Consider the following 25,080-nt stretch of genomic DNA (forward strand, 5'->3'; position numbering starts at 1 on the left):
TTATGACAACGTGACGGGGTAGCCCAAATAGCGCATTGCCTTTAGCGAACAAAAGGCGTAAATGGGCGAGAATTTCGCGAAAAAACAGGCCCCAATGCCTGTTTCAACAAGCCTTTAGGCAAATTGACATCTGAATTTATCCCTCTATAGTGGTGCGGGCCCTGCGTGGGGGGTCTGTCTGATGATTTCAAGCATTAATAGGAGGCCACATGGCTGACAAAAAAGCGCAGTTGGTCATCGAGGGCGCTGCCCCCGTCGAGCTGCCCATTTTAACCGGCACCGTTGGTCCTGATGTAATCGACGTCCGCGGGTTGGGGGCCACTGGTCACTTCACCTTCGACCCTGGTTTCATGGCGACCGCCTCGTGCGAGTCGAAGATCACCTACATTGACGGCGACAAAGGTATCCTGCTGCACCGCGGCTACCCGATCGAGCAGCTTGCCGAACAGTCCGACTACCTCGAAACCTGCTACCTGCTGCTCAACGGCGAACTGCCGAATGCCGAGCAAAAGGCGCAGTTCGTCAGCACCGTCAAGAACCACACCATGGTTCACGAGCAGCTGAAGTCCTTCTTCAACGGCTTCCGCCGCGACGCCCACCCGATGGCGGTGATGTGCGGCGTGGTCGGCGCCTTGTCGGCGTTCTATCACGACTCCCTGGACATCAATAACCCGCAACACCGCGAAATTTCCGCGGTGCGCCTGGTCGCCAAAATGCCGACCCTGGCCGCGATGGTTTACAAGTACTCCATGGGCCAGCCGATGATGTACCCGCGCAACGACCTGTCGTACGCGGAAAACTTCCTGCACATGATGTTCAACACCCCGTGCGAGATCAAACCGATCAGCCCAGTGCTGGCCAAGGCGATGGACCGGATCTTCATCCTCCACGCTGACCACGAGCAGAACGCCTCCACATCCACCGTTCGTCTGGCCGGTTCGTCGGGTGCCAACCCGTTCGCCTGTATCGCCGCCGGTATCGCCGCACTGTGGGGCCCGGCCCACGGCGGTGCGAACGAAGCCGTACTGACCATGCTCGATGAAATCGGCGATGTTTCGAACATCGACACGTTCATCGCCAAGGCCAAGGACAAGAACGACCCCTTCAAGCTGATGGGCTTCGGTCACCGCGTGTACAAAAACCGCGACCCGCGCGCCACCGTGATGAAGCAGACCTGCGACGAAGTCCTGCGCGAGCTGGGCATCAAGAACGACCCGCAGCTGGAGCTGGCCATGCGCCTGGAAGAGATCGCCCTGACCGATCCTTACTTCATCGAGCGCTCGCTGTACCCGAACGTCGACTTCTACTCGGGGATCATCCTCAAGGCGATCGGCATTCCGACCAGCATGTTCACCGTGATCTTCGCCTTGGCACGCACTGTCGGCTGGATCTCGCACTGGAAAGAAATGCTCTCCAGCCCGTACAAGATTGGCCGCCCGCGCCAGCTGTACACCGGCGAGCAGAAGCGCGACATCGTTGCGCTGCAGGACCGCAAGTAAGCTTTAATAGCCGAACGCAAAAAGGCTGCCCTCGGGCAGCCTTTTTTATTGACGCAGAACCTCAGTTTTTCTCAGCCCGCTCACGCAGCCCCTTCAGGGTATTGAACGGCGCGTCTACCACGAACTTGTTGGCCACCATCGCCGGCACGCTACCACCCGGCTCGGTGTGCACCTGGTACGTCACCTCAGTGCTATCGCCCTTGGGCACCAGTTTCCAGAAGCCTTCAACTTTCGTCACCCGCACAAAGCCCTTCTCCTCCGGGACATAGGCCGGCTCTTCTTTCAGGTTGCGCACCAAGCTGCCGTCGGCCTCCTTGACCGTGGTCACATGCAGCACCGAGTCACGCGGCGTCACCGGCCAGGGGGTATTGAACTGGGTGTAGGTCCAGGTCTGATCGCCCTCATGCTTGAGCACCTTTTGCGTCCTGCATTCGTGAATCCAGGCGCAAGCCCCCACCGCATCCTCCTGCAGCGCCTCGACCTTGGCCAGCGGCGCCTTGATCACGGTTACCCCACGGTAGGCCTTGTACTTGGAGCCCGCTACTTCGCTGAGGGAGACCTTGATCCCGTCCTCGTCCTTGGCCAGCTGCCAGTTTTCGGCCCAGGCCACCGGCGACAGCAGAACACCCATGCCACACAGCAGTGCAATACGCTTGAACGATCTCATCATATTTATCCTTGTTGTCGAAGATCCAGCCTGTCACGCCGCCGTCATCTGCTCCCACCAACCCAGAATCCTGATGGCCTCGTCGCGATCATTGCCACACACCTCGACATCTGCCTTGAAACCGCCACACACGGCTGGCCGCTCGGGCTTGCCAAACAAGTCGCAGAGGTTGTCGAGCGTCAGGTGCAGGCAGCGCTCGCCAGCAGGCTTGCCATTGGGCATGCGCGGCATGGCAGAAGTGATGGACGGGGCGATGCAGCAGGCACCACAACCCTCACGGCAATTCATGGCTACTCACCAAAATCAGGACTCCCTGGAACACAATGGGACGAACGTCCCTGGATAGTACTCGCTCAAACAGGCGTTTGAAATTACTGGCACACGGAAATGTGCCATGACCCACCAGTCAGTTCGACGACTACTGGCGGTACTCGAACTCGATGGCCGCCCCCTCCACATCATGACGGCTGTCATTGCGCAGTTGCAGCTGCATTTCGTTATTGATCAGCCGCCCATTGAGCTGGAACGGGCTGTCGCTGGCCTCTGGTTTTTCGGTGAACATGGGCGGTAGCAAAGGCTTGCGCCGCCGGATGGGCGATGGGTTGCCAACATTTGGCTCCAAATCGTCGACCAAGTCCGCCGGCAGGCTGAGGTCAATATTGGCCGCAGGCAACGGCTTGGCCACCGCCTTGTTCACCGCTTTGCGCGCAGGCTTGGCCTGGCGGTGAGCGGCTTTTTTCACTGGCTGCTTCTGCGCAGGCGTGTGCGCCGCCTTGGGCACCAGTTTGCCCTGGGCCGCCTGCGCCTGGCCAACCGGTTGCGCAGCCTGGGCCGCAGCACCCAGGTAGCACAACGGCGCAAGGCACAAGACAAGGGCGAATAGGCGCAAAACATTCATGGCAAATGGACAGGCTGGCAAGAAAAGTGCGTATGCTCTCTGTTCCGCAAGCGCCTGGCAAGCCTACAACAGTGAACCTACAGGCTCCCGGCATAGTTGCTGGGCCAACAAACCGAGGGTGATCACAGCCCGCTCGGCTTCCTTGTTCCACGGTATGGCGCAGTTAAGACGAATACAGTGGTTGAATTGCTCGGTGTTACTAAAGATTAGCCCCGGCGCAATACTAATGCCCTGCTCCAGTGCCCGCACATGCAGCTCCTGGGTATTGACCCGCCCAGGCAGGCTCACCCAAAGGATGAAACCACCCGTCGGCCGGGTCATCTGGGTACCCTCGGGGAAGTGCTGTTGCACCGCCAACTGGTACGCACTGAGGTTCTTGCGATACTCCTGGCGGATGTAGCGCAGGTGCCGATCGTAACCGCCATTTTCCAGGTAAGCCGCCACCCCCATTTGCGTCACACTGCAGGCCGAATGGGTGGTGAAGGTTTGCAAGCGCTGGATTTCGTCCTGGTAGCGCCCAGCGATCATCCAGCCAACGCGCACGCCAGGAGACAGGGTTTTGGAGAAGCTCGAACAATAGATCACTCGATCCAGCCGATCGAACGCCTTCAGCGCCTTGGTCTTGCCCTGCTCGAACATCAACTCGCCATAGATATCGTCCTCGACGATCTGGATATCGAAGTCCGATGCCAGGCGCAGCAACTGCTTCTGCCGTTCTTCCGGCACCGTGCCGCCCAGCGGGTTGCTCAGCCGCGCCGTCAGCACCAGGGCCTTGATCGACCACTGGTTAGCCGCCAACTGCAAGGCCTCGAGGCTAATCCCGGTGGAGGGGTCGCTGGGGATCTCGATCACCTTCAGGCCCAGCAGGTCAGCCAGTTGTAACAGGCCGTAATAAGCCGGGGACTCGGCAGCGATCAGGTCGCCGGGGCGGGTCAGCACGCGCAGCGACATCTGCAGCGCATCGACACAACCATGGGTCACGATCACTTCGCGCGGGTCGACCAGCACACCGGCATCACGCATGCGAATGGCAATTTGCCGGCGTAACGGCTCAAAACCGGGGCTGAACATGTAGCTGAAGGCGCGCGGGCTGTGAAAGCGCGTCACTTTGGCAATTTGCTGGTGCAAGGCACGCACCGGCAAGTAATCGACGTGCGGTACCGCGGCGCCGAACGGGAATACGCCGTCGCGGCGCGCCTCGGTCAGCACCTGCTGGATGATGCTGGCGCGGGTGACCAGGCCGGGGCGTTCCACCCGGGCGATGTCCGGGGTTTGCGCGGTCAGCGCCGGCGTCTGGTGCACATAGTAGCCGGACTGCGGCCGCGCGCGGATCAGGCCTTGGTCCTCGAGGTTGGCGTAGGCCTGCAACACCGTGGCATGGCTGACATTGAGCTGGGCGCTCATCTTGCGCACGGAGGGTACCCGCTCGCCTGGCTGGTAGACACCGCGACGGATGTCATCGGCCAGTTGCTGGGCGATACGCTGGTACAGCAGCAGGTTGGTCATGGCTGGATCTCGACGCGCGGGACGGGCTCGTTATTCTTGTGCGGTTCACTGACAGTAGAGAATACCGTAACAGTTGCAAAGTGTACTGGGACAGATCGCAGGATAGTCAACAATACAGTTGCGTGACAGCTATAGAAACGATTAAGCCACAAATTGCCAGAGCCTGCAGAAGCGTAGGTGCGCAGCATGGCACCGACTTCGTTCGCGGGCTTGCCCGCGAAGGGCCGCAACGCGGCCCCGCGTTCAGAAAACTCAGCGCGCTGGCGCGAGCTTGCCCTTGTCATCGGAGAACACGATCTCTACCCGGCGGTTCTGCGCCCTGCCCCGCTCCGAGGCATTGGCTTCGATCGGGTACTGGTCGCCATACCCTTCCACCTGCAGGCGCTTTTCATCGATCCCCAGATCCACCAGCATGTCGGCCACCGCCTGTGCCCGGTCGCTGGACAGCTTCAGGTTGTCCTCCGGCGTGCCGGTGCTGTCGGTATAACCCTCGATACGCACCACCCGGCGTGGGTTGAGCTGAAGGAACTGCACCAGCTTGAGCACCGTACGGCTCGCAGAGTTCTTCAGGTCGGCACGGCCAGTGTCGAACAACACATCGCCCAGGGTCATCACCAGGCCGCGGTCGGTCTGCTCGGAGGCCAGTGCGGCAATCTGCGATTCCAGCCATTTGCCCTGCTGCTGCACGCTGGCGAGCTTGGCCTCACGCAGCGCCAACTGCAGACGCTGGCGCTCCAGGTCGAGCTTGGCCTGGCGCTCCTGGCTCAGCGCCAACTTGGCATGCTCGCTAGCGATTTCACTGTAACGCTGGCTGAGGTAGGCGTAATGACGTACATCGGTCCCGGTGCCGATGTAACTGGACAGGCGCTCGGCACGGGCCAGCGACTCGCCGGCGCGGATCACGTCACGTGGTGCGCTACGCAGTACATCGGAATCGTCCTTGACCTTCTGGAACGCCGCGGTGGCATCATCCAGTGCTGCGCTGCTGCGCTGGCTGGCGCAACCTTGCAAACCTGCCGCCAGCGCCAGCACTGCCAGCGCCGCTAATGGCATACGGCGGTTCATGGCTGCACCTCCAGTTGCTTGCGCAGGCGCTTGACCCGCGATTGCAGCAGTTGCAGTTGCTCTTCGCTCTTCTGGTTCAACACCTGGGCTTCGGCCAGGCGCGCATCCAACTCGGCCTGCTCGGCGCGCATGCGCGCATCGCGGTAGTCCTCGGTGAGCATGTTGGTCTTGGCCCGGGCCAGCTTGTCTTCTGCCAGCTTGAGCGTCTCGACCTGCTCGGTGGCACCGACAGCCCTGGCCTGTTCCAGTGCTTGCTCGGAAATGCGCATCTGCTCGTTGGGAGCCGGATCGTTGGCGCAGCCAGCCAGGCCGAACACGGCCAGGGCAAGGATTAGTGGTTGGGTTCTCACGCAATCTTCCTAGTGTTTGGGGGCATCCGGCGACACGTGCAACTGCGCTTTCCAGCGCTCGACATTACGTTGCAACACGGCCTCGGACGCACCGGAGATCGGCAATTCTGTCAGTTTTTTCGCCAATTGCCCACGCAACCAGCTGTCATTGCAGGCCGAATTGTGCGAAACGGCCAGGTACAGGCCCGGTCGATCCACCGGCAGGCCGCGGGCGATCAGGTCATTGCTCATGCCCAGGCTCTGGGCCATGGCCATGCCCGAATAGCGGCCGGCGAGCACATAGTCCACCTGGCCAAGCACCAGCTTCTGGAACGCCTGGGTCAGGTTCTGCGCCGGCACCAGCTTGAGCTGGGCCTTGGCGAAGGCGGTGAAGGCCGGGGTCAGGCGCGCCCGCTCAGACACACTGCCCTGGTATTTACCCAGGTCTGCCGGGCCATCAAAGCTCAGCGCAGCGTCATGGCGCGTCCATACCAGGTATTCATTCAGTTGCAGGGGTGGGTGGATGTAATCCAGCGCTGTCAGTTGCTCTACCTGCATGGGGGTGTCGAGCAGCAGGTCGATGCGCCCGCTGCGTACTTCTTCCAGCGCCTGGTCACGACGACCGGCATTCAACACCTCGACCTTCACGCCCAACTCGCCAGCCACCTGGCGCAACAGGTCGACGTTGGTACCAATCAGGTGTTTCGGGTCTTGCGGGTCTTGCCAGGAATAGGGCGGAGCATCGGGGCTTCCCGTTGCCACCAGGCGTTCGCACTTGCCTGCCGCGATGGCCAACGGCGACAGCAAAACCGCCAAGCATGCCAGCACTCTGCCCGTTCCGTGCAACCTCATCCCTTGCTCCTCAAGCGCATAAAAAAACCCGGCCCTCCAAACGAGGGCCGGGTTCTTTATAAGTGAAGCAGCCGGATCAGACCAGCTTTTCCAGTTCTGGCACGGCTTCGAACAGGTCAGCGACCAAGCCGTAGTCGGCTACCTGGAAGATCGGCGCTTCTTCGTCCTTGTTGATCGCCACGATCACCTTGGAGTCTTTCATGCCGGCCAGGTGCTGGATCGCGCCGGAGATACCGACTGCGATGTACAGCTGCGGTGCAACGATCTTGCCGGTCTGGCCGACCTGCATGTCGTTGGGCACGAAGCCGGCGTCGACGGCGGCGCGCGAGGCACCGACGGCCGCGCCCAGCTTGTCGGCCAGGCTGTACAGGTGCTTGAAGTTGTCCCCGTTGCCCATGCCACGGCCGCCGGAAACGACGATCTTGGCAGCAGTCAGCTCTGGGCGGTCGGACTTGGCCAGCTCTTCACCTACAAAGGCCGAGATACCGGCATTGTGCGCAGCGCCAACCGCTTCAACAGCAGCCGAACCACCTTCGCTAGCCACGGCATCGAAGCCGGTGCTACGCACGGTGATGACCTTGATGGCCGCGCTCGATTGCACGGTGGCAATGGCGTTACCGGCATAGATCGGACGCTTGAAGGTGTCTGCGGACTCGACCGCGATGATCTCGGAGATCTGATCCACGTCCAGCAGCGCGGCAACGCGCGGCAGGATGTTCTTGCCGTTGCTGGTAGCCGGGGCCAGCACATGGCTGTAACCCTTTGCCAGTTCGACGATCAGCGGCGCGACGTTTTCCGGCAGGGCGTGGGCGTAGGCTGCGTTGTCGGCAACCAGCACCTTGGCCACACCGGCGATCTTGGCAGCGGCTTCGGCAACGCCGCCCACGTTCTGGCCAGCGACCAGCACGTGCACATCACCACCGATCTTGGCAGCTGCGGCAACAGTGTTCAGGGTGGCCGGGGCTACGGCACCGTTCTCGTGTTCAGCGACAACCAGGATAGTCATTTAGATTACCTTCGCTTCGTTCTTCAGCTTCTCGACCAGTTCGGCCACCGATTTGACCTTGACGCCAGCGCTGCGGGCAGCCGGCGCTTCAACCTTCAGGGTCTTGTTGGTGGAGGCGAGGGAAACGCCCAGCGCGTCTGGCGCAAGGGTTTCCAGCGGCTTTTTCTTGGCCTTCATGATGTTCGGCAGCGACGCATAGCGCGGCTCGTTCAGGCGCAGGTCGGTGGTGACGATGGCGGGCAGGCTCAGCGCAACGGTTTGCAGGCCGCCGTCGATTTCACGGGTGACGTTCAGCTTATCGCCAGCCACCTCAACCTTGGAGGCGAAGGTGCCTTGGGCGTAGCCGGTCAACGCGGCGAGCATCTGGCCGGTCTGGTTGTTGTCGCTGTCGATGGCCTGCTTGCCGAGGATGACCAGCTGCGGCTGTTCTTTGTCGACAACGGCTTTCAGCGCCTTGGCCACGGCCAGGGAGTTCAGTTCGTCAACAGCTTCGACCAGGATGGCACGGTCGGCACCCAGGGCCAGAGCAGTACGCAGTTGCTCCTGAGCAGTGGTCGGGCCGACGGAAACGACGACGATCTCGGTCGCGATGCCTTTTTCCTTCAGGCGAACGGCCTCTTCCACGGCGATTTCGCAGAAGGGGTTCATGGACATCTTGACGTTAGCAAGGTCGACGCCGGAGTTGTCCGCTTTGACGCGAACCTTGACGTTGTAGTCGACCACTCGTTTGACAGCTACAAGAACCTTCATGGATTCCTCGTTACTCTCCGGTGAATAGATAGTCGCCTGGGGCCATGCCCGGCGATGCGCGTGGGTACAAGGGCACCTCTAAAAACGTACCGGGAGCGAATAACTTCACAGTGACCGAACAGTCTGGTTCGGACCTTTGCGACAAATACTCACGGGTCATTTTCTGTCGTGGCGTGTAAACTCCACTACAACCCGGCCCAAGGCCGCTGAACCCTGCTCCACACCTGGTCTTTAGAGGTGTACCTGCGCCCGGCTGCAAGCCTACGGCGAACGTAAAACCGCTCGTATCTTGACCGTAACACCCAATCCGGTCAATACGGCAAATCGGTCACCCTCCAGCCGCGTTCCTGTGATTTTACTGGCCTGCGGCAAATTCAAACAAACGTTTGTATTGGACCCGCCAAGTGGTGTAGATATAATGCGCGGCCAAGACAAAACGGTGTAGTCCGTCATTTGTCCAGCTACAGTTCCGCCGTTGCGTAGAACCGCTGCGAATGCCCGCGCACCCAATAAGACAAAGCAACAGCACGAGCCTTGATGAGTAGGAGAGAACCAGTGGAACGCGAATACATGGAATTCGACGTGGTCATCGTCGGCGCCGGCCCGGCAGGCCTGTCCGCCGCCTGCCGCCTGAAGCAGAAGGCCGCCGAAGCCGGTAGCGAAATCAGCGTCTGCGTGGTGGAAAAAGGCTCTGAAGTCGGCGCCCACATCCTCTCCGGCGCGGTGTTCGAACCCCGCGCCCTGAACGAACTGTTCCCTGACTGGAAAGCGCTCGGCGCGCCGCTGAACACCGAAGTGAAGCGCGACGACATCTATGTGCTCAAGGATGCCGGCAGCTCGACCAAGGTGCCTGACCTGTTCGTGCCCAAGACCATGCATAACCAGGGCAACTACATCATCTCCCTGGGCAACCTGTGCCGCTGGCTGGCCCAGCAGGCCGAGAACCTGGGCGTGGAAATTTACCCAGGCTTCGCCGCGCAGGAAGCACTGTTCGACGAAAACGGCGTAGTCCGCGGCATCGTCACCGGTGACCTGGGTGTCGACCGTGAAGGCAACCCGAAGGACGGCCTGTACACCCCAGGCATGGAGCTGCGTGCCAAGTACACCCTGTTCGCCGAAGGCTGCCGTGGCCATATCGGCAAGCAGCTGATCAAGCGCTTCAACCTCGACAGCGAAGCTGACGTCCAGCACTACGGCATCGGCCTTAAGGAAATCTGGGAAATCGACCCCGCCAAGCACGAGCAGGGCCTGGTGGTGCACACCGCCGGCTGGCCGCTGGATGTGATGGCCAAGGACAATACCGGTGGTTCGTTCCTCTATCACCTGGAAAACAACCAGGTGGTGGTCGGCCTGATCGTCGACCTGTCCTACGCCAACCCGTACCTGTCGCCGTTCGACGAATTCCAACGCCTCAAGCACCACCCGGTGATGAGCCAGTACCTCGAAGGCGGCAAGCGCATCAGCTACGGTGCCCGGGCCATCTGCAAGGGCGGCTTCAACTCGCTGCCGAAGATGGTCTTCAACGGTGGCGCGCTGATCGGCTGTGACCTTGGCACCCTGAACTTCGCCAAGATCAAAGGCAGCCACACCGCGATGAAGTCCGGCATGCTCGCCGCCGAAGCGGTGGCCGATGCCCTGCTCGCCGGCAGCGAAGGCGGTGACCAGTTGAACGGCTACGTCAGCGCCTTCAAGGCCAGCTGGCTGTACGAAGAACTGTTCGCCAGCCGCAACTTCGGCCCGGCCATGCACAAGTTCGGCCCGCTGCTGGGCGCGGCGTTCAACTATGTGGACCAGAACTGGTTTGGCGGCAAGCTGCCATTCACCTTGCACGACACCAAGCCAGATTACGCCTGCCTGAAGCTGGCGGCCGATTCGAAAAAAATCGACTACCCACGCCCAGACGGCAAGCTCAGCTTCGACAAGCTCAGCTCGGTATTCCTCTCCAGCACCAACCATGAAGAGGAACAACCCTGCCACTTGAAACTGACCGACCCTAACGTGCCAATCGCCAGCAACCTGCCGCTGTACGACGAGCCAGCCCAGCGCTACTGCCCAGCGGGCGTGTACGAGGTGGTCACCCAGGAAGACGGCAACAAGCGCTTCCAGATCAACGCGCAGAACTGCGTGCACTGCAAGACCTGCGACATCAAGGACCCAGCCCAGAACATCACCTGGGTTACCCCTGAAGGCGCCGGCGGGCCGAACTACCCGAACATGTAAGGCCCTGCCCTTGCGCTAACGAAAAGCCCCCGGTTCTCTCGAGCCGGGGGCTTTTTGTTTTACCTGTTCTGGCTGCCCTGGCCGCTGCTACAAAGCCCGCGTCAGCGGCAAGTCTGCCTCGATCATTGTCAGCGACTCACGCCGCCCGAAATACAACGCCGTCAGCAACCCCACCGCGCCCATGATCAGGCAAAAACCGACACACACCCACGGGCTCCACGGCATCAGCGCAATCAGCGCCAGCGGCGTGGTACTGGCCCACAGCGCGTAGGCCACGTTGTAAGTGAAGGAAATGCCCGACACACGGATCTCCGCCGGGAACAGCCCAACCATCACCGATGGCACCACCCCCACCACACCGCAGCTTAACCCCGCCAGCGCATAGGCCAGCCAGGTCATGCCCCATTGCCCCACCAGGCTGGCGTACAACACGCCAATACCCAGCGGCAGCAACAGGCTGTACAGCATCAGCGCACGCCAGGCGCCCACGCGGTCGACCAGCAGCCCGGCCAGTACGCAGCCGATGTTGAGGAAGACGATGCCCACGCTGCTTAGAGCAAAGGTGTGCCCAGCTGTCATGCCGAAGCGCTGCTGCATCACCGTCGGGGTAATCACCACCAACACCACCACGGCGGAGGTCAGCACACAGGTCAGTAGCGCCGCCGGGATCAACGCCCGGCGGTGCTCGCTAATCACCCGCCGCAGCGGGAAGGTTACTGGCTGGTCCTGGCGTGCGCGCAGGGCGAGGAACACCGGTGTTTCGCTGAGCCAGCGGCGCAGCCATACGCCAATCACCCCAAACACCCCACCCAGCAGGAACGGGTAGCGCCAGGCATAGTCGAGGATTTCCTGCGGGGTGAACAGCTGCGCCAGCAACGTCGCGGTCAGCGCCCCCAGCAGGTAGCCGAAGGTTAGCCCGGCCTGCAGGAAGCCCAAGGCGTAGCCGCGCCGCCCGGCCGGGGCATGCTCGGCGACGAAGGTCCAGGCACTCGGCACTTCGCCGCCCACCGCTGCGCCCTGCAGGATACGCAGGCCCAGCAGGAGCAGCGGTGCGGCATAGCCGATGTCGGCGTAGGTCGGCATTACCCCGATCAGTAGGCACGGCAGGGCCATCATCAGGATACTCAGGCTGAACACCCGCTTGCGCCCCAGGTGGTCGGCGAAGTGCGCCATCAGGATGCCGCCCAACGGCCGCGCCAGGTAGCCGGTGACGAAGATCCCGAAGCTTTGCAACAGGCGCAACCATTCGGGCATCTCAGGCGGGAAGAACAGCTGGCTGAGGGTTAGCGCAAAGAATACGAAAATGATGAAATCGTAAATTTCCAGCGCGCCGCCCAATGCCGCCAGGCCCAAGGTCCGGTGGTCGCCGCGGCTGAACCGGGGCGGGCGAGCGGTATCGATGGCTGTCATGGCAGGGTCCGCAAATCGGCAAAGGGCAAGAGGATAGCAAATAGCTGCCCGCTTGCCCCGCTGGCGGCAACGCTAGCGGTTGAACACCGTGTGCGCGAAGTTGGCCCGTGGCCGTGGCCGCCCCGACGGCGCTGGCAAAGCGCCCGGCAGCGGCAGCTTGCCGACCACCAGCGGCGTGTCGATGATCGCCATGAACGCCTCCAACGCCTCGTTATCGGGTGCCTGTGGCAGGCTCAGGCTGACGGCCTGGCGCTCGGCCTGCGGTACCGAGGGCACTTTCAACTGGCTGGAGTGATAAAGCAGCGCGTGCTGGATTTGCGTGCTGACGCGGCAGAAGCGCGCCAGGTCGACCCCAGCGTGGCTGGCCAGCTCGATATTGCCCAGCAGCAGGTGAAAGGGCTGCAAAGCACACAGCACCAAGCGCTGCAGCTCCTCGAAGCTGTCCACCGGCGCTATCCGGTAGTAGCCCAGGCCATTGAGCAGCCGTTCCAGCTGCAGGCGCTGGCATAGGTGGGCATCGGCGATGAGAATGCGCAGGGACTTGTTTGCCATGGTCGGACCTGGGCAGTTGGGTAATGGGTACGCTCCACGACCATACGGCACCAGTAACGGCTGCTGCCAAGGCTACCTGTGGCAGGGGTCTTCTTTGATAGAAGTCGGGAAAGCGGCAGAAATCAAGTGAGTGACTGACGGAATTTTCATTTGCCTTTGACCCGGCAATCAGCATTCCCATTCGCGCATGCGCATCCTGCAGTGCTTCATGGCATTGACGATGTGCTTTTCCACCAGGCTGCGGGAAATGCCCAAATGCTGGGCAATTTGTTGGTGTGACAGGCCCTCGAGCTTGCGCAACAGGAAGCACTCGCGGCACACCTTGCTCAGCTCATCCAGGGCGCGCTGCATCAGCGCCAGGCGCTGGTCAAGCTGCATGCCGTGGGCTGGCGCCGGGGTGTGCCAGCGTTCGTCGCTGTCCAGCACCTCCAGCGGTTCGGCCTGGCGCACCTGGTGGCGCCGGTGGCGGTCGACTACCAGGTTGAGCGCGGTGCGGTAAAGAAAGGCACGCGGGTGCTCGATGCGCTCGGCGCCGGTGCGCTCCAGCACCCGCAGGTAGGCATCATGCGCTACGTCTTCGGCGGCCTGACGATTGCCCAGGCGCGCAGAAAGGAAACCCACCAGTTCGCGATAGTAATGTTCCACGACGTTACCTGAGATCGTCCTGCCAGCCACTACCCGAAAGCCCTTTCAGGCAGTAACGCGGGACCCAGTGATATCAATGTGCAATCTTACAAATTATAATGATTCTCAGCAATAACGTGCACGGCGCTAGACCGTCGCGCGTTCCCACAGCACGCGCCAACCCTGCACGCTAAATCCCTTCCTGGCGCTTTCGTCTATCTGGCACCCCCTCGGCTGGATGCCTGCATGAGACCTTTATCCAACACCCGTCGCCGAGCCCTGCTCACCGGCCTGGGCCTGCTCAGCCTGGGCAGCCTGCTGGCGTGGAAGGCGCTGCCCTATGGCGCACAGCCGCTCAGCACGGTCGCCGTGACCCGCGCCGACATCGAAAGCAGCGTCACCGCACTGGGCACCCTGCAACCACGGCGCTACGTGGACGTTGGCGCCCAGGCGTCCGGGCAGATCCACACGCTGCACGTCGAAGTCGGCGACACGGTGCGCAAAGGCCAGTTGCTGGTCGAGATCGACCCTTCGACCCAGCAGGCACGGCTGGACGCCGGGCGCTACTCGATCGACAACCTCAAAGCCCAGTTGGCCGAACAGCGCGCGCAGTTCCAACTGGCCCAGCAACAGCTCAGGCGCCAACGCGACCTGGCCGCTGCCGGTGCCACTCGCGCCGAAGACGTGCAAACCGCCGCAGCGCAGCTCAAAGTCACCCAGGCCCGCATCGACATGTTCCAGGCGCAAATCCGCCAGGCCCAGGCCAGCCTGCGCAGCGACGAGGCCGAACTGGGCTACACACGCATCTACGCGCCGATGGACGGCACCGTAGTGGCGGTGGATGCCCGGGAAGGGCAAACCCTCAACGCCCAGCAGCAAACGCCGCTGATCCTGCGCATTGCCAAGCTCTCGCCCATGACGGTGTGGGCCCAGGTGTCAGAGGCCGACATCGGCAATGTCACACCCGGCATGACCGCCTACTTCACCACCCTGGCCGGCGGCAAGCGCCGCTGGACCAGCACCGTGCGGCAAGTGTTGCCGATCCCACCCAAGCCGCTGGAGCAAGCCAGCCAGGGCGGCGGTAGCCCGGCCAGCGTCAGCAATGGCAGCGCCGGCAGCCAGGTGGTGCAGTACAGCGTGTTGCTGGATGTCGACAACCCCGACGGCGCGCTGATGGCCGAGATGACCACCCAAGTGTTCTTTGTTGCAGGCCAAGCCCGCCAAGTGCTGACCGTGCCGCTGGCGGCACTGGACGACGCTGATGGCACGCGCCTGGCGCATGTGCTGAGCCGCGACGGCAAGGTCGAACAGCGCCAGGTACGCACCGGCCTCAGCGACCGCCTACGGGTACAGGTGCTGGACGGCCTCGACGAAGGTGAACGCCTGGTGATCGGCGCCGCCGACGCAAACGGAGGCTAAATGAGCACGCCCTTGATCGAGCTGGTCGACATCCGTAAGTCCTACGGCGGCGTCGATACACCCAAGGTCGATATCCTCCATGGCATCAGCCTGCGCATCTACCCCGGTGAATTCGTCGCCATCGTCGGCGCCTCCGGCTCCGGCAAGTCGACCTTGATGAACATCCTCGGCTGCCTCGACCAGCCCACCTCTGGCCACTACCGCTTCGCCGGCAAGGACGTGGCCACGCTGGGCAGCGACGAGTTGGCCTGGCTGCGCCGTGAGGCGTTTGGCTTCGTGTTCCAGGGCTACCACCTGATCCCCTCAGGTTCGGCCCAGGAAAACGTCGAAATGCCAGCCATCTATGCCGGCATCGCCGCCAGCGAACGCCACGCCCGCGCCAATGCCCTGCTTGGCCGCCTGGGCCTGGCCAGCCGCACGGGCAACCGCCCGCACCAGTTGTCCGGCGGCCAGCAGCAACGGGTGTCGATTGCCCGGGCCTTGATGAACGGCGGCCATATCATCCTCGCCGACGAACCCACCGGCGCCCTCGACAGCCACAGCGGCACCGAGGTAATGGCATTGCTCGACGAACTGGCCAGCCAGGGCCACGTGATCATCCTGATCACCCATGACCGCAACGTGGCGGCGCGGGCGCAGCGCGTGATCGAGATCAGTGACGGCCTGATCACCCGTGATTCGGCCACCGCCCCGCCCCCAGCCGACAACGGACAAGGCCTGCAGGCCGACGAATTGCGCCAGCGCCTGGACCGTGGCGCGACCTTGCGCGGGGCCTGGAAAGGCGAATTGCTCGAAGCCCTGCAGGCTGCCTGGCGGGTGATGTGGGTCAACCGCTTCCGCACCGCCCTGACCCTGCTCGGCATCGTCATCGGCGTGGCCTCGGTGGTGGTGATGCTGGCCGTGGGCGAAGGCAGCAAGCGCCAGGTCATGGCGCAGATGGCCGCCTTTGGCTCGAACATCCTCTATCTCAACGGCAAGCCGGCGAGCCTGGGTGAACAGGCCGGCACCATCACCCTTCACGATGTCGCCGCCATTGGCCAACTACCGCAGGTCAAGCACGTGATGCCGGTGATCGGCGAAAAGATGATGGTGCGCCACGGCAACAACAGCCAGCAGTTCTATGTGGGCGGCAACAACACCGAGTTCCCCGATATCTTCAACTGGCCGGCGGTGGAAGGCAGTTTCTACACCGCTGCCGATGAAGCCAACGCCGCAGCAGTGGCGGTGATTGGCCAGAAGGTGCGGGAAAAGATGCTCGACCCCGGGCGCGACCCGTTGGGGCAGTACATTCTGATCGGCAATGTGCCGTTCCAGGTAGTCGGCATCCTCGCCGGCAAGGGCGCCAGCTCTGGCGACCAGGACAGCGACGGGCGCATCGTGGTGCCCTACTCCGCCGCCGCCATCCGCCTGTTCGGCCAACGCGACCCGGACTACATCGCCGTCGCCGCCCTCGACTCCACCCAAGTCAACCAAGCCGAAGCGGCCATCGACAAGCTGCTGCGCCAACGCCATAGCGGCCGCCAGGACTTCGAACTGACCAACGACGCCGCCTTGATCCAGGCCGAAGCGCGCACGCAGAACAGCCTGTCGCTGATGCTCGGGGCCATTGCCGCGATCTCGCTACTGGTGGGCGGCATCGGCGTGATGAACATCATGCTGATGACCGTGCGCGAGCGCACCCGCGAAATCGGCATCCGCATGGCCACCGGCGCACGCCAGCGCGACATTCTGCGGCAATTTCTCAGCGAGGCGGTGATGCTGTCGATGGTCGGCGGCGTGGCCGGCATCGTCCTGGCCCTGGCCATCGGCGGCGCCCTGGTAGTGGCCGAAGTGGCGGTGGCCTTTGCCCTGCCCGCCATGCTCGGGGCCTTCGCCTGCGCCGTCGTCACCGGCATCGTGTTCGGCTTCATGCCAGCGCGCAAGGCTGCCCGCCTCGACCCGGTCAAAGCCCTTACCAGCGAATAACCCATGACCCTGCCCAGCCGCATCAGCTTGTTGACCCTGTGTGTAAGCCTGGTGGCCTGCAGCACGCCGCCCACCCCCACCAGCGGCGTCAGCGCGCCGCTCGCCTGGCAAGGCGAAGCCGCATCACCCTCGGCACACCTGCCGACGCGCCAGTGGTGGCACGCCTTCGCCAGCCGCGAACTGGACCGCCTGGTGCAGCATGCCCTGCACAATGCCCACGACCTGGCCGCCGCCACCGCGCGCGTGCGCCAAGCCCAGGCCCGCGCGCTCATCGCCGGCGCACCGTTGCTGCCGGAGCTGAAGCTGGGCCTGGACGGCAGCCGCCAACGCCTGCTGCACGGCGAGGGCAACGACCAGCTCGACGTCAGCCGCAGCGAACCCACCAGCACCTCGTTCGACATGCAGCTCAGCGCCAGCTACGAAATCGACTTCTGGGGCGGCCTGCGGGCGACCCGCGACAATGCCCTGCGCAGCCTGGATGCTAGCCGTTTCGACCGCCAGACCGTTGAACTGACCTTGGTCAGCGCGGTGGCCGACAGCTACCTGCAGGGGCTGGCCGTGGAAGAGCAGCTGCGCATCGCCCGCCTGAACCTGCGCAATGCCCAGGACGTGCTGGGGCTGGTCGAGGCACGCCAGCGCAGCGGGTCCGCCACACGCCTGGAGCTGGCTCAGCAGCGCAGCCTGGTAGCCGCCCAGCAACGCCAGTTGCCCTTGCTGGAACAGAAGTGGCAGGACAGCCGGGTCATCCTGGCGACCCTGCTCGGTGACCCCGTGCAGGCGCTGCCCGCCAGCCAGGAAGCGATTGCCAACCTGCAATGGCCGGCCATTGGCAGCGGCGTGCCTAGCGCACTACTCACCCGCCGCCCAGACATTGCCGCCGCCGAAGCACGGCTGGCCGCCGCCAGCGCCAACGTGCAGGTCGCCCGTGCCGCCATGCTGCCCAAGCTCACCCTCGGGGCCAACCTGGGGGCTGGCGCCACTAGCTTTGCCCACGTGCTCGACAGCGCCTACTACACCCTCACCAGCGGCCTGATCGCGCCAATCTTCAACAACGGCCGGCTGCGCGCTGCGCGTGAACTGGCCGAGGCCGAACAGGCGGAATTGCTCGAGGCTTACCGCAGCAGCATCCTGGCCGGCTTTGCCGATGTCGAAAAAGCGCTCAATGCGATCGAGGGGGTGGACCGCCAGCGGCACTGGCAGGATGAAGAGCTGCAGCAGGCGCGGCTGGCATTCGACCTGGCGCAACAGCGTTATGGGGCGGGGGCGGAGACCTTGTTGAGTGTGTTGGAAACCCAGCGCACCTTGTATGTGGCGCAGGACCAGCAGGCGCAACTGCGCTTGGCCCGGTTGCAGGGGAGCGTGGCGTTGTACAAGGCATTGGGTGGGGGGTGGCAAGTCGAGCGCTAGACCGCGTTACCTGCTGGGGCTGCTGCGCAGCCCTGTCAGGGCGAGCGCTGCACACCCTTCAGGTTGCGCGCATACCACGGCCGCTGCGGCACCTTGGGCCGCAGCTTGTCGAACAAGCCCTCATCGCTGTAGATGATGCGCAACGCCAGCTTCATGGTCTCTGGGTCCATCTCCACGCTGCGCCCGGGCCGCAGCCCTGGCACCGTCGAACAACCGTGGGTATCCGGCCCCAGCCACGGGTCTGCCACTTCCACCCAGCGCCCCGGCGCAAACCAAGGCACACCGTTGACTTGCAAGCGCCGTACTTCGCCAGGGTGCAGCCGCTCATGGGCATGGAACCAGTCCTCGATGCGGTCATCGATCCAGCCATGGAAGTGCCAGAACACCGGGTTTACATGGGATGAAAACGGGTCACCGAGGAAGTCGTTGTGCGCGGCGAACCAGCGTTCGGCAAAGTCGTCCGGCGTGCGCGCCGTCGGCACCGGCATGCCGTTGGACGGGTCACGCGGCACCGAAGCCCAGCGCATGTGCAACCAATCGTGCAGGCCCAACTCCACTTCCGCGCCGAACTGCCCCAGGGTCAGGCTGCTCAAGTACTCCGGGTCGGTGTAGCGCGACTCCCAAACCTGGAAGTTGCCATGGAAGGTATCCGGCGTTTTGATATCGCGTACCCACTGGGTGTACTCCGCGTCACCGCTGGCCAGCCAGGTGGGCGGTAGGGCGTTGCCGTCATGGTTGTCGAAGTAGCGGGCGAAGCCTGCGCGGTCACGCTCCAGCTCTGGCTGCGGCAGCGGGAAACGTGGCCAGGAAGGCAGGTCCTGCAAGGCACGGGCGCTGCCGAGCATATGCCGGTGCATGAACAAGAAGTCCTCGCCCGAGCCATTACGGTCCTTGTGTCGGCCACGCGCATCACGCTCGCGGTCACGCGGCCCGGGCTGCCAGCCCAGGCCACGCAGGGCGCCCTGCTTGTGTTTGTCCAGCTTGTGCCATTTGTCCCGCGACGCGTGCCACAGTTGGTGGAACAGGCGATGCTCCGGGGCGATCAGCCAGGCCAGCAGTTGCGGGTTCAGCGGGGTTCGTTCACGGGCTTCGGGGAAAGTGCGCTTCAAGGCCAAAAACTGATTGTCCTGCACCGGCAACGACAGCGCCCGGTCCAGCCGCGCAATGCGCCCGTTGAGCGTCGCCGGCCCGGCGTTGCCGAAGCGCCCCCACACCTCGTCGAGCACGACATGGCATTCATAACGCGCCTGGGCCGAGAACAACCGCCAGCGCAAAGTGCCTGGCTTGTCCGCCAGCAGGTCACCCACCACGCGGTAGCGCGGTTCTGCATCTGCGCGCAGGCGCTCGGGGGTATCCAGGTAGCCGCGCAGGGCGCGCCCACTGGCGGCAACGTCAAGGAACAGCTCCAGCTCGCCCGCCGGCAAGCCTTGCAAGCCCGCGTCCTGGCCCTGCAAAGTGCAGCGCCAGATGCCGCGCAAGGTATCGCCCAACTGCTGCAGGCGGGTATCGGCCAGCTCGACGACGGCCTCGCCGGGCGTTTCCGGGAATTGCTCGGCGGCACGCTGGCGCTGCACATACAGCGCACCCACCGCACCGGGCACCACCACACCCGTCAATGCCACACCGGCGATGAAACCGCGTCGGGAAATCGTCATTGCATACCTGTGCATTCATTGCGGCCATGGAACACGGCCCGTCCAAGCCTAGAACGTTGCACTGCCGGCGAAATTTATAGACTCGCTGTCTGCATATGGGGCCGCAAGGCGGCCCCCTGCAGGCACTAAATTTCCGGGTTGCGAGCTCGTTCACTGCAGGTAGCGGCGGCCTTCGTGCCCATCCCTCGACGGTGAACCAACTGAGACCAAGATGACGACTCCACGCTGGAACAAAGCCCTGTTTATCAGCCTGGCCGCGGCGGTTGCCGCCGGTGCCGGGTTTGCCGCCTGGCACTACTTCGCCACACCTGCCGGCTATTCCAGGGAGGTGACCCGCCAAGCCAACGACCTGCAGGCACGCATCATCTCGTTCGACAGCCACGTCACCCTGCCGCTGACCTTCGGCACCGAGGGCAGTGAGGCCGACAAGGATGGCAATGGCCGCTTCGACCTGGCCAAGGCCGCACGCGGGCGCTTGTCGGGCGCCGCCCTTACCGTCTTCGCCTGGCCAGAGTCCTGGACCGGCAACGATGGCCCGCACCGCCCTACCCCAGGCTTCGTCGAGGCCGCCCGGCATACTCAGGAAGTGCGCTACAACGCCATCACCGCCATGGTTCGCGACTTCCCGCAACAAGTCGGCATTGCCTATACGCCACAAGACCTGCGGCGTCTGCACGGCGAAGGCAAGTTTGCGGTGTTCATCAGCATGCTCAACGCCTACGCCCTGGGCGACGACATCGACCAGCTCGACCGCTGGGCCGCACGCGGTGTGCGCATGTTCGGTTTCAGCTACGTGGGCAACAACAGCTGGGCCGACTCCTCGCGCCCGCTGCCGTTTTTCAATGACACTGCCGATGCCCTGGAGGGCCTGTCAGCGCTGGGCAAGCGCGCGGTGCAACGGCTCAATGAGCTGGGCGTGATCATCGATGTGTCGCAGATGTCGAGCAAGGCGCTGGCCCAAGCCGTGGCCCTTAGCCGCGCCCCGGTGGTGGCCTCGCACTCGGCGCCACGGGCCATGGTCGACATTGACCGCAACCTCTCCGACAAGGAATTGCAACTGATCAAGGACAGCGGCGGGGTGGTCCAGCTGGTGGCCTTCTCCACCTACCTCAAGCCGCTGAGCAGCAAAACCCAGGACCAACTCAACGCCCTGCGCGCCCGCTACGACCTGCCGCCGCTGGCCAACCTCAATTACGCGCTGATGCCCGGCGACCCGGTGATCGCCGGCTGGCCCGAGCAGAAGGTCGGCGCGTACGCCAACGCGTTGTACGGCATTCTCGAGGAGGAGCCCGTGGCCACGCTCAAGGACTATGGCGACGCCATCGACTACACCGTACGCAAGGTCGGCATCGACCACGTCGGCCTGAGCTCGGACTTCAACGAAGGCGGCGGTATCGACGGCTGGCAGGACGCCAGCCAAGCACGCAATGTCACCGCCGAGCTGATCAGCCGCGGCTACTCCGAAGCCGATATTGCCAAGCTTTGGGGCGGCAACTTCCTGCGGGTGTGGGAACAGGTGCAGCGCGCCGCGCAACCTGTTGCCAGCTCCTCTCCCTGACCCTTGCGAGCAACGTGATGAACGACCGTCGCACTTTTCTCAAGCAGGCTGGCCTGCTGGCCGCCGCCCTGCCCCTGAGCGGCCCCGGCCCGTTACTGCCAGCCGCCCACGCGGCACCTGCCAAGCCCGCCACTGCCGATGACTGGGCCGCGTTTCGCGGCCTGTTCGAGCTGGACCCGACCTACGCACACTTCGCCAACTTTTTGATCACCTCGCACCCCAGGCCAGTGCGTGAAGCCATCGAGGCCCTGCGTGCCCGCTTCGACCGCCACCCGGCCCGCATGGTCGACTGGGACAGCCAGTCAGAATGGAAGCACGAAGCCGCCGTGCGCGAATGGGCGGCCCGCTACCTCGAAGTGACGCCCCGGCAAATTGCCCTGACCGGCAGCACCACCGAAGGCCTGGGGCTGATCTACGGCGGGCTGAAAATTGCACCGGGGCAGGAAATTCTCACCACCGTGCACGAGCATTCGGCCGCGCGCCATACCCTGGGCTTTCGCACCACGCGTGACGGCACCCCGGTGCGCCGCTTGCGCCTGTTCGACGACCCGGCCAAGGTCAGCAGCGACCAGGTACTGGCCACCATTGCCGGCGCAATTGCGCCGAAAACCCGGGTGCTGGGCATGACCTGGGTGCACTCGGGCAGTGGCGTCAAGCTGCCGGTGGGCGAAATCGGCGCGCTGGTGCGTGAGGTCAACCGCCAGCGTGACGAGCACGACCAGATCATCTACGTGATCGACGGTGTCCATGGTTTTGGCGTCGAGGACATGCGCTTTGCCGACCTCAACTGCGATTACTTCATCGCCGGCACGCACAAGTGGATGTTCGGGCCGCGAGGTACCGGGATCATCTGCGCGGCGTCCACCGAGATTAAGCAACTGACCCCGACCCTTGCCACGTTTTCGCAGAACGAAGACTTCGCCACGGTCATGACGCCTGGGGGCTACCACGCGTTCGAGCATCGCTGGGCGCTGGGCAAGGCATTCGAGTTGCACCTGCAGTTGGGCAAGGCCAAGGTGCAGGCGCGGATTCATGGGCTTAATGACTACCTCCGGCAGCGGCTGCAGGCCCTGCCGGCAATCGAGCTAGTGACACCGCACAGCGCGCGGTATTCAGCGGGGTTCACCTTCTTCCGGGTCAAGGGGCAGGATGCCGATCAGGTGGCCCAGCATCTCAATAGCCAGCGCATTGTGGTGGACGCGGTGTCGCGGGATGTGGGGCCGGTAGTGCGGACGGCGCCCGGGTTGTTGAATACCGAGGCCGAGATCGAGCGGTTGGTGGCGGTGCTGAAGCGCCACCTGCGCGCTTAAGGTTTGCTTGGACCGGCCCTATCGCCGGCAAGCCAGCTCCCACAGATACGCCACACGGCTTGAAATCTGTAGTGGGGCAGTGGGAGCTGGCTTGCCGGCGATAGGGGCGCACAGCGCCCTCGGCAATCGCAAGTCAGGACTGGCCCCCGATTGCCTGCAGCCACTCCCCGACATCTCGATAAATCCCCTCCACCTGCCCGACAATCCCCGACATGCGCAGGAAGTCATGGGTCAGCCCCTCCCCCCGCGCAAAGGTCACCGCCGTCCCGCCCGCCCGCAACCAGTCGCGATAGGCCATGCCTTCGTCATGCAACGGGTCATACTCGGCCACCCACAAGTACGTCGGCGCCAGCGGCTCGCGCAGCGTCGACAGCAACGGCGACACCCGCCAGTCCAGGCGCTGCTCTGGCTGCGGCGCATAATGCCGGTAGAACCACTCCAGCGTGGGCGTCTCCAGCAGGTAACCCTCGGCATGCTCGCGATGCGAGTCACGCTGGCAGGAGATATCGGTCACCGGGTAGAACAGCAACTGCGCCAGCGGCTTGAACGCCAGCGCCTCAGGCTGCTCGACCGCCGTAATGGCCAACACTGCCGCCAGGCTGGCCCCCACACTGTCCCCCGCCAACACCACCCGGCGGTTGTCCAGGCCCTGCGCCGCCGCCTGTTCGGCCAGCCAGTTGGCGGCATCGAGCACATCGTGCAAGGCCACCGGAAACTGCTGCTCCGGGGCCAGCCGGTAGTCCGCCGCCAGCACCGCGAACTCGCCCAGGGCCGCCAGGCGGCGGCACACCGAGTCGTGCGAGTCGAGGCTGCCGACCACGTATCCACCACCGTGCAGGTACAGAATCACCGGCTGCAAGGCCGCGCCGGCATCGCCCTGGCGATACAAGCGAGCGCCCAGGCGGGCGCCGTCACGCGCGGGAATTTGCAGTTCGCTGACCGTGACACTGCCCGGCGGGCTCGGGTCGAGCACCTGCGAACTGCCGGCGAACTCGGCGCGCGCCTGGGCCACATCCATCGCGTGCATGGGCAAGCTCTTGCCCGTCAGCCGGCCAAATTCGACCAGTTCCAGAAATGCCGCCAAATCAGGGTGCAGTGCCATGGGGGTTCCTTGGGTGAACAATGTGCCTTGAGCCTCCCTACGGGACGTAGCAGCACCGCCAAAAATTACCCGTCCCTACGGCTAAATCGTTGGCGCAGGCGCTCGTTATCCCTGCACAACGAAACACCGCCAGAGGCACACCGTGGACCTTCAGAGCATCCTCAGCAAACTGTTCGCCAACGCCCATGCCGTCGGCATCGAAGGCGTCTTCCAGTTCGTCTTCAGCCAGGACCGGGCGTTTTGGGCGGAGGTGCGCGACAGCAGCCGTACCGGTGCCGGCCGGCACAGCGCCCCGGACGTCACCATCGAGCTGGCCGAACGCGACTTTCTTGGCATCATGGGCGGCACGGCCAACGTCGAGGAGTTGTTCGCCAGCGCGCGCCTGAAGATCACCGGCAATATGGGCTTGGCCACCCTGCTGCCGCAGATCATCAGCAATGCCCGCCGCGGAGCAACGGCGACCAAGGTGTCGATGAACCAACGCTACCCAACGCCGGCGCGCCTCAGTGAACGGCTGTCGGCTGCCCAACCCGTGCAGCGCGAAGTGGCACGCATCGCCCGCGCCGACATGCCGCTGGCGCGCTTCCACAACGAATACCTGGTGCACGGCACACCGGTGGTGATTAGCGACGCCCTGCAGGACTGGCCGCTGTTCACCATGGGCCGCGAGGCCTCGCTGGAGCATTTTGCCGAACTGCAGGGCATCACCCGGCATGGCGATTACGTGAAGAAAACCTTTTCCACTGACCGCGACTTCCGCTCCACCTCCATGGCCGCTTTCATCGCCTCGCTGGACACCCCGGCCAAACCGGGCGAAACCCCGGCCTACATGGGCAACAACATCGTCCCGGAAAAGCTGCTGACGCTGATCCGCTACCCGCAGTATTTCGCCCGCGACCAGTACATTGCTCCGCGCATCTGGATCGGCCCCAAGGGCACCCTCACGCCGCTGCACCGCGACGATACCGACAACCTGTTCGCTCAGGTCTGGGGGCAGAAGTCGTTCATCCTTGCTGCGCCGCATCAGCGCCCGGCCCTGGGCACCTGGTCGACCAGCCCCAAGGGCGGCCTGGACGGCTGCGACTTCAACCCCGACGCGCCGGATTACCAACGCTTCCCGGCGGCGCGCGACGTGCCGTTTCTGCGCGTGCTGCTGCAGGCCGGCGACCTGCTGTTCCTGCCTGAGGGCTGGTTCCACCAAGTGGAGTCGGTGTCCACCTCGTTGTCGGTGAACTTCTGGGTGAATTCTGGGCGCGGGGGGTAGCAGGGATTACCGGGGGCGCTTT

At 63.8% G+C, this 25,080-nt stretch carries 22 protein-coding genes; 8 read left to right on the forward strand and 14 right to left on the reverse strand.

Annotated features, from left to right (window positions below; all coding sequences use genetic code 11):
- Positions 1 to 209 precede the first annotated feature (209 nt).
- Complete coding sequence (gene gltA / locus DV532_RS16905; protein ID WP_056803460.1) at positions 210 to 1,499, forward strand: citrate synthase; 1,290 nt, start codon at positions 210 to 212, stop codon at positions 1,497 to 1,499.
- Between the two features lie 61 nt (positions 1,500 to 1,560).
- Here gltA and DV532_RS16910 read toward each other — a convergent pair whose 3' ends face one another.
- The 9 genes from DV532_RS16910 to DV532_RS16950 form a co-directional block, all read right to left on the reverse strand.
- Positions 1,561 to 2,166: an START domain-containing protein gene (locus tag DV532_RS16910; RefSeq protein WP_056803463.1), complete on the reverse strand. Its 606-nt coding sequence runs from the start codon at positions 2,164 to 2,166 to the stop codon at positions 1,561 to 1,563.
- Between the two features lie 33 nt (positions 2,167 to 2,199).
- Positions 2,200 to 2,454, reverse strand: a complete 255-nt coding sequence (locus DV532_RS16915) for a YkgJ family cysteine cluster protein (RefSeq protein WP_056803467.1) — start codon at positions 2,452 to 2,454, stop codon at positions 2,200 to 2,202.
- A 130-nt stretch (positions 2,455 to 2,584) separates the two neighbouring features.
- A complete protein-coding gene (locus tag DV532_RS16920) occupies positions 2,585 to 3,064 on the reverse strand; it encodes a hypothetical protein (protein WP_056803470.1) in 480 nt (159 codons plus the stop codon).
- Positions 3,065 to 3,127: 63 nt separating this feature from the next.
- Complete coding sequence (locus tag DV532_RS16925) at positions 3,128 to 4,570, reverse strand: PLP-dependent aminotransferase family protein (protein ID WP_056803472.1); 1,443 nt, start codon at positions 4,568 to 4,570, stop codon at positions 3,128 to 3,130.
- A 252-nt stretch (positions 4,571 to 4,822) separates the two neighbouring features.
- Positions 4,823 to 5,635 carry an OmpA family protein gene (locus tag DV532_RS16930; RefSeq protein ID WP_056803475.1) on the reverse strand — a complete coding sequence of 271 codons (813 nt, stop codon included), beginning with the start codon at positions 5,633 to 5,635 and terminating at the stop codon, positions 4,823 to 4,825.
- Positions 5,632 to 5,985 carry a DUF4398 domain-containing protein gene (locus tag DV532_RS16935; protein ID WP_056803476.1) on the reverse strand — a complete coding sequence of 118 codons (354 nt, stop codon included), beginning with the start codon at positions 5,983 to 5,985 and terminating at the stop codon, positions 5,632 to 5,634. Before DV532_RS16935 ends, DV532_RS16930 begins: the two co-directional genes overlap by 4 nt.
- Positions 5,986 to 5,994: 9 nt before the next feature.
- Positions 5,995 to 6,816 (reverse strand): ABC transporter substrate-binding protein, encoded by an 822-nt coding sequence (locus DV532_RS16940; RefSeq protein ID WP_056803478.1) that lies wholly within the window; start codon positions 6,814 to 6,816, stop codon positions 5,995 to 5,997.
- A 76-nt stretch (positions 6,817 to 6,892) separates the two neighbouring features.
- Positions 6,893 to 7,822 carry an electron transfer flavoprotein subunit alpha/FixB family protein gene (locus tag DV532_RS16945; protein ID WP_120715357.1) on the reverse strand — a complete coding sequence of 310 codons (930 nt, stop codon included), beginning with the start codon at positions 7,820 to 7,822 and terminating at the stop codon, positions 6,893 to 6,895.
- A complete protein-coding gene (locus DV532_RS16950; protein WP_120715358.1) occupies positions 7,823 to 8,572 on the reverse strand; it encodes an electron transfer flavoprotein subunit beta/FixA family protein in 750 nt (249 codons plus the stop codon). It abuts the gene before it with no gap.
- Between the two features lie 537 nt (positions 8,573 to 9,109).
- On the opposite strand from DV532_RS16950, the gene DV532_RS16955 reads away from it, so the two are divergent.
- Positions 9,110 to 10,792: an electron transfer flavoprotein-ubiquinone oxidoreductase gene (locus tag DV532_RS16955; protein ID WP_082477002.1), complete on the forward strand. Its 1,683-nt coding sequence runs from the start codon at positions 9,110 to 9,112 to the stop codon at positions 10,790 to 10,792.
- A gap of 87 nt (positions 10,793 to 10,879) precedes the next feature.
- Here DV532_RS16955 and DV532_RS16960 read toward each other — a convergent pair whose 3' ends face one another.
- The 3 genes from DV532_RS16960 to DV532_RS16970 form a co-directional block, all read right to left on the reverse strand.
- Complete coding sequence (locus DV532_RS16960; RefSeq protein WP_056801361.1) at positions 10,880 to 12,202, reverse strand: MFS transporter; 1,323 nt, start codon at positions 12,200 to 12,202, stop codon at positions 10,880 to 10,882.
- Positions 12,203 to 12,274: 72 nt separating this feature from the next.
- On the reverse strand, positions 12,275 to 12,754 hold the full coding sequence (locus DV532_RS16965; protein ID WP_056801363.1) for a response regulator: 480 nt from the start codon (positions 12,752 to 12,754) through the stop codon (positions 12,275 to 12,277).
- 168 nt (positions 12,755 to 12,922) lie between these two features.
- Positions 12,923 to 13,399 carry a sigma-70 family RNA polymerase sigma factor gene (locus DV532_RS16970; protein ID WP_056801365.1) on the reverse strand — a complete coding sequence of 159 codons (477 nt, stop codon included), beginning with the start codon at positions 13,397 to 13,399 and terminating at the stop codon, positions 12,923 to 12,925.
- Positions 13,400 to 13,624: 225 nt separating this feature from the next.
- Here DV532_RS16970 and DV532_RS16975 point away from each other — a divergent pair, with 225 nt between their 5' ends.
- From DV532_RS16975 to DV532_RS16985, 3 genes are read left to right on the forward strand one after another with little or no spacing between them, the layout of a single operon-like run.
- Positions 13,625 to 14,797 carry an efflux RND transporter periplasmic adaptor subunit gene (locus DV532_RS16975; RefSeq protein WP_056801367.1) on the forward strand — a complete coding sequence of 391 codons (1,173 nt, stop codon included), beginning with the start codon at positions 13,625 to 13,627 and terminating at the stop codon, positions 14,795 to 14,797.
- Positions 14,798 to 16,762 carry a MacB family efflux pump subunit gene (locus DV532_RS16980; protein ID WP_056801370.1) on the forward strand — a complete coding sequence of 655 codons (1,965 nt, stop codon included), beginning with the start codon at positions 14,798 to 14,800 and terminating at the stop codon, positions 16,760 to 16,762.
- A gap of 3 nt (positions 16,763 to 16,765) precedes the next feature.
- The gene (locus DV532_RS16985) at positions 16,766 to 18,169 is read left to right on the forward strand and encodes an efflux transporter outer membrane subunit (RefSeq protein WP_056801372.1); all 1,404 of its coding nucleotides are present in this window, start codon (positions 16,766 to 16,768) and stop codon (positions 18,167 to 18,169) included.
- A 35-nt stretch (positions 18,170 to 18,204) separates the two neighbouring features.
- Here DV532_RS16985 and DV532_RS16990 read toward each other — a convergent pair whose 3' ends face one another.
- On the reverse strand, positions 18,205 to 19,824 hold the full coding sequence (locus DV532_RS16990) for a hypothetical protein (protein WP_056801374.1): 1,620 nt from the start codon (positions 19,822 to 19,824) through the stop codon (positions 18,205 to 18,207).
- Between the two features lie 211 nt (positions 19,825 to 20,035).
- On the opposite strand from DV532_RS16990, the gene DV532_RS16995 reads away from it, so the two are divergent.
- Positions 20,036 to 21,382 (forward strand): dipeptidase, encoded by a 1,347-nt coding sequence (locus DV532_RS16995; RefSeq protein ID WP_056801376.1) that lies wholly within the window; start codon positions 20,036 to 20,038, stop codon positions 21,380 to 21,382.
- 17 nt (positions 21,383 to 21,399) lie between these two features.
- On the forward strand, positions 21,400 to 22,692 hold the full coding sequence (locus DV532_RS17000) for an aminotransferase class V-fold PLP-dependent enzyme (RefSeq protein WP_056801378.1): 1,293 nt from the start codon (positions 21,400 to 21,402) through the stop codon (positions 22,690 to 22,692).
- A 133-nt stretch (positions 22,693 to 22,825) separates the two neighbouring features.
- Here the strand turns inward: DV532_RS17000 and DV532_RS17005 are convergent, their stop codons facing one another.
- The gene (locus tag DV532_RS17005; protein WP_056801380.1) at positions 22,826 to 23,794 is read right to left on the reverse strand and encodes an alpha/beta hydrolase; all 969 of its coding nucleotides are present in this window, start codon (positions 23,792 to 23,794) and stop codon (positions 22,826 to 22,828) included.
- Positions 23,795 to 23,936: 142 nt separating this feature from the next.
- On the opposite strand from DV532_RS17005, the gene DV532_RS17010 reads away from it, so the two are divergent.
- Positions 23,937 to 25,058 (forward strand): cupin-like domain-containing protein, encoded by a 1,122-nt coding sequence (locus DV532_RS17010; RefSeq protein ID WP_056801381.1) that lies wholly within the window; start codon positions 23,937 to 23,939, stop codon positions 25,056 to 25,058.
- The last annotated feature ends 22 nt before the right edge of the window (positions 25,059 to 25,080 follow it).

The sequence above is a fragment of the Pseudomonas sp. Leaf58 genome (assembly GCF_003627215.1).
In the GTDB taxonomy this organism is placed as follows: Bacteria; Pseudomonadota; Gammaproteobacteria; order Pseudomonadales; family Pseudomonadaceae; genus Aquipseudomonas.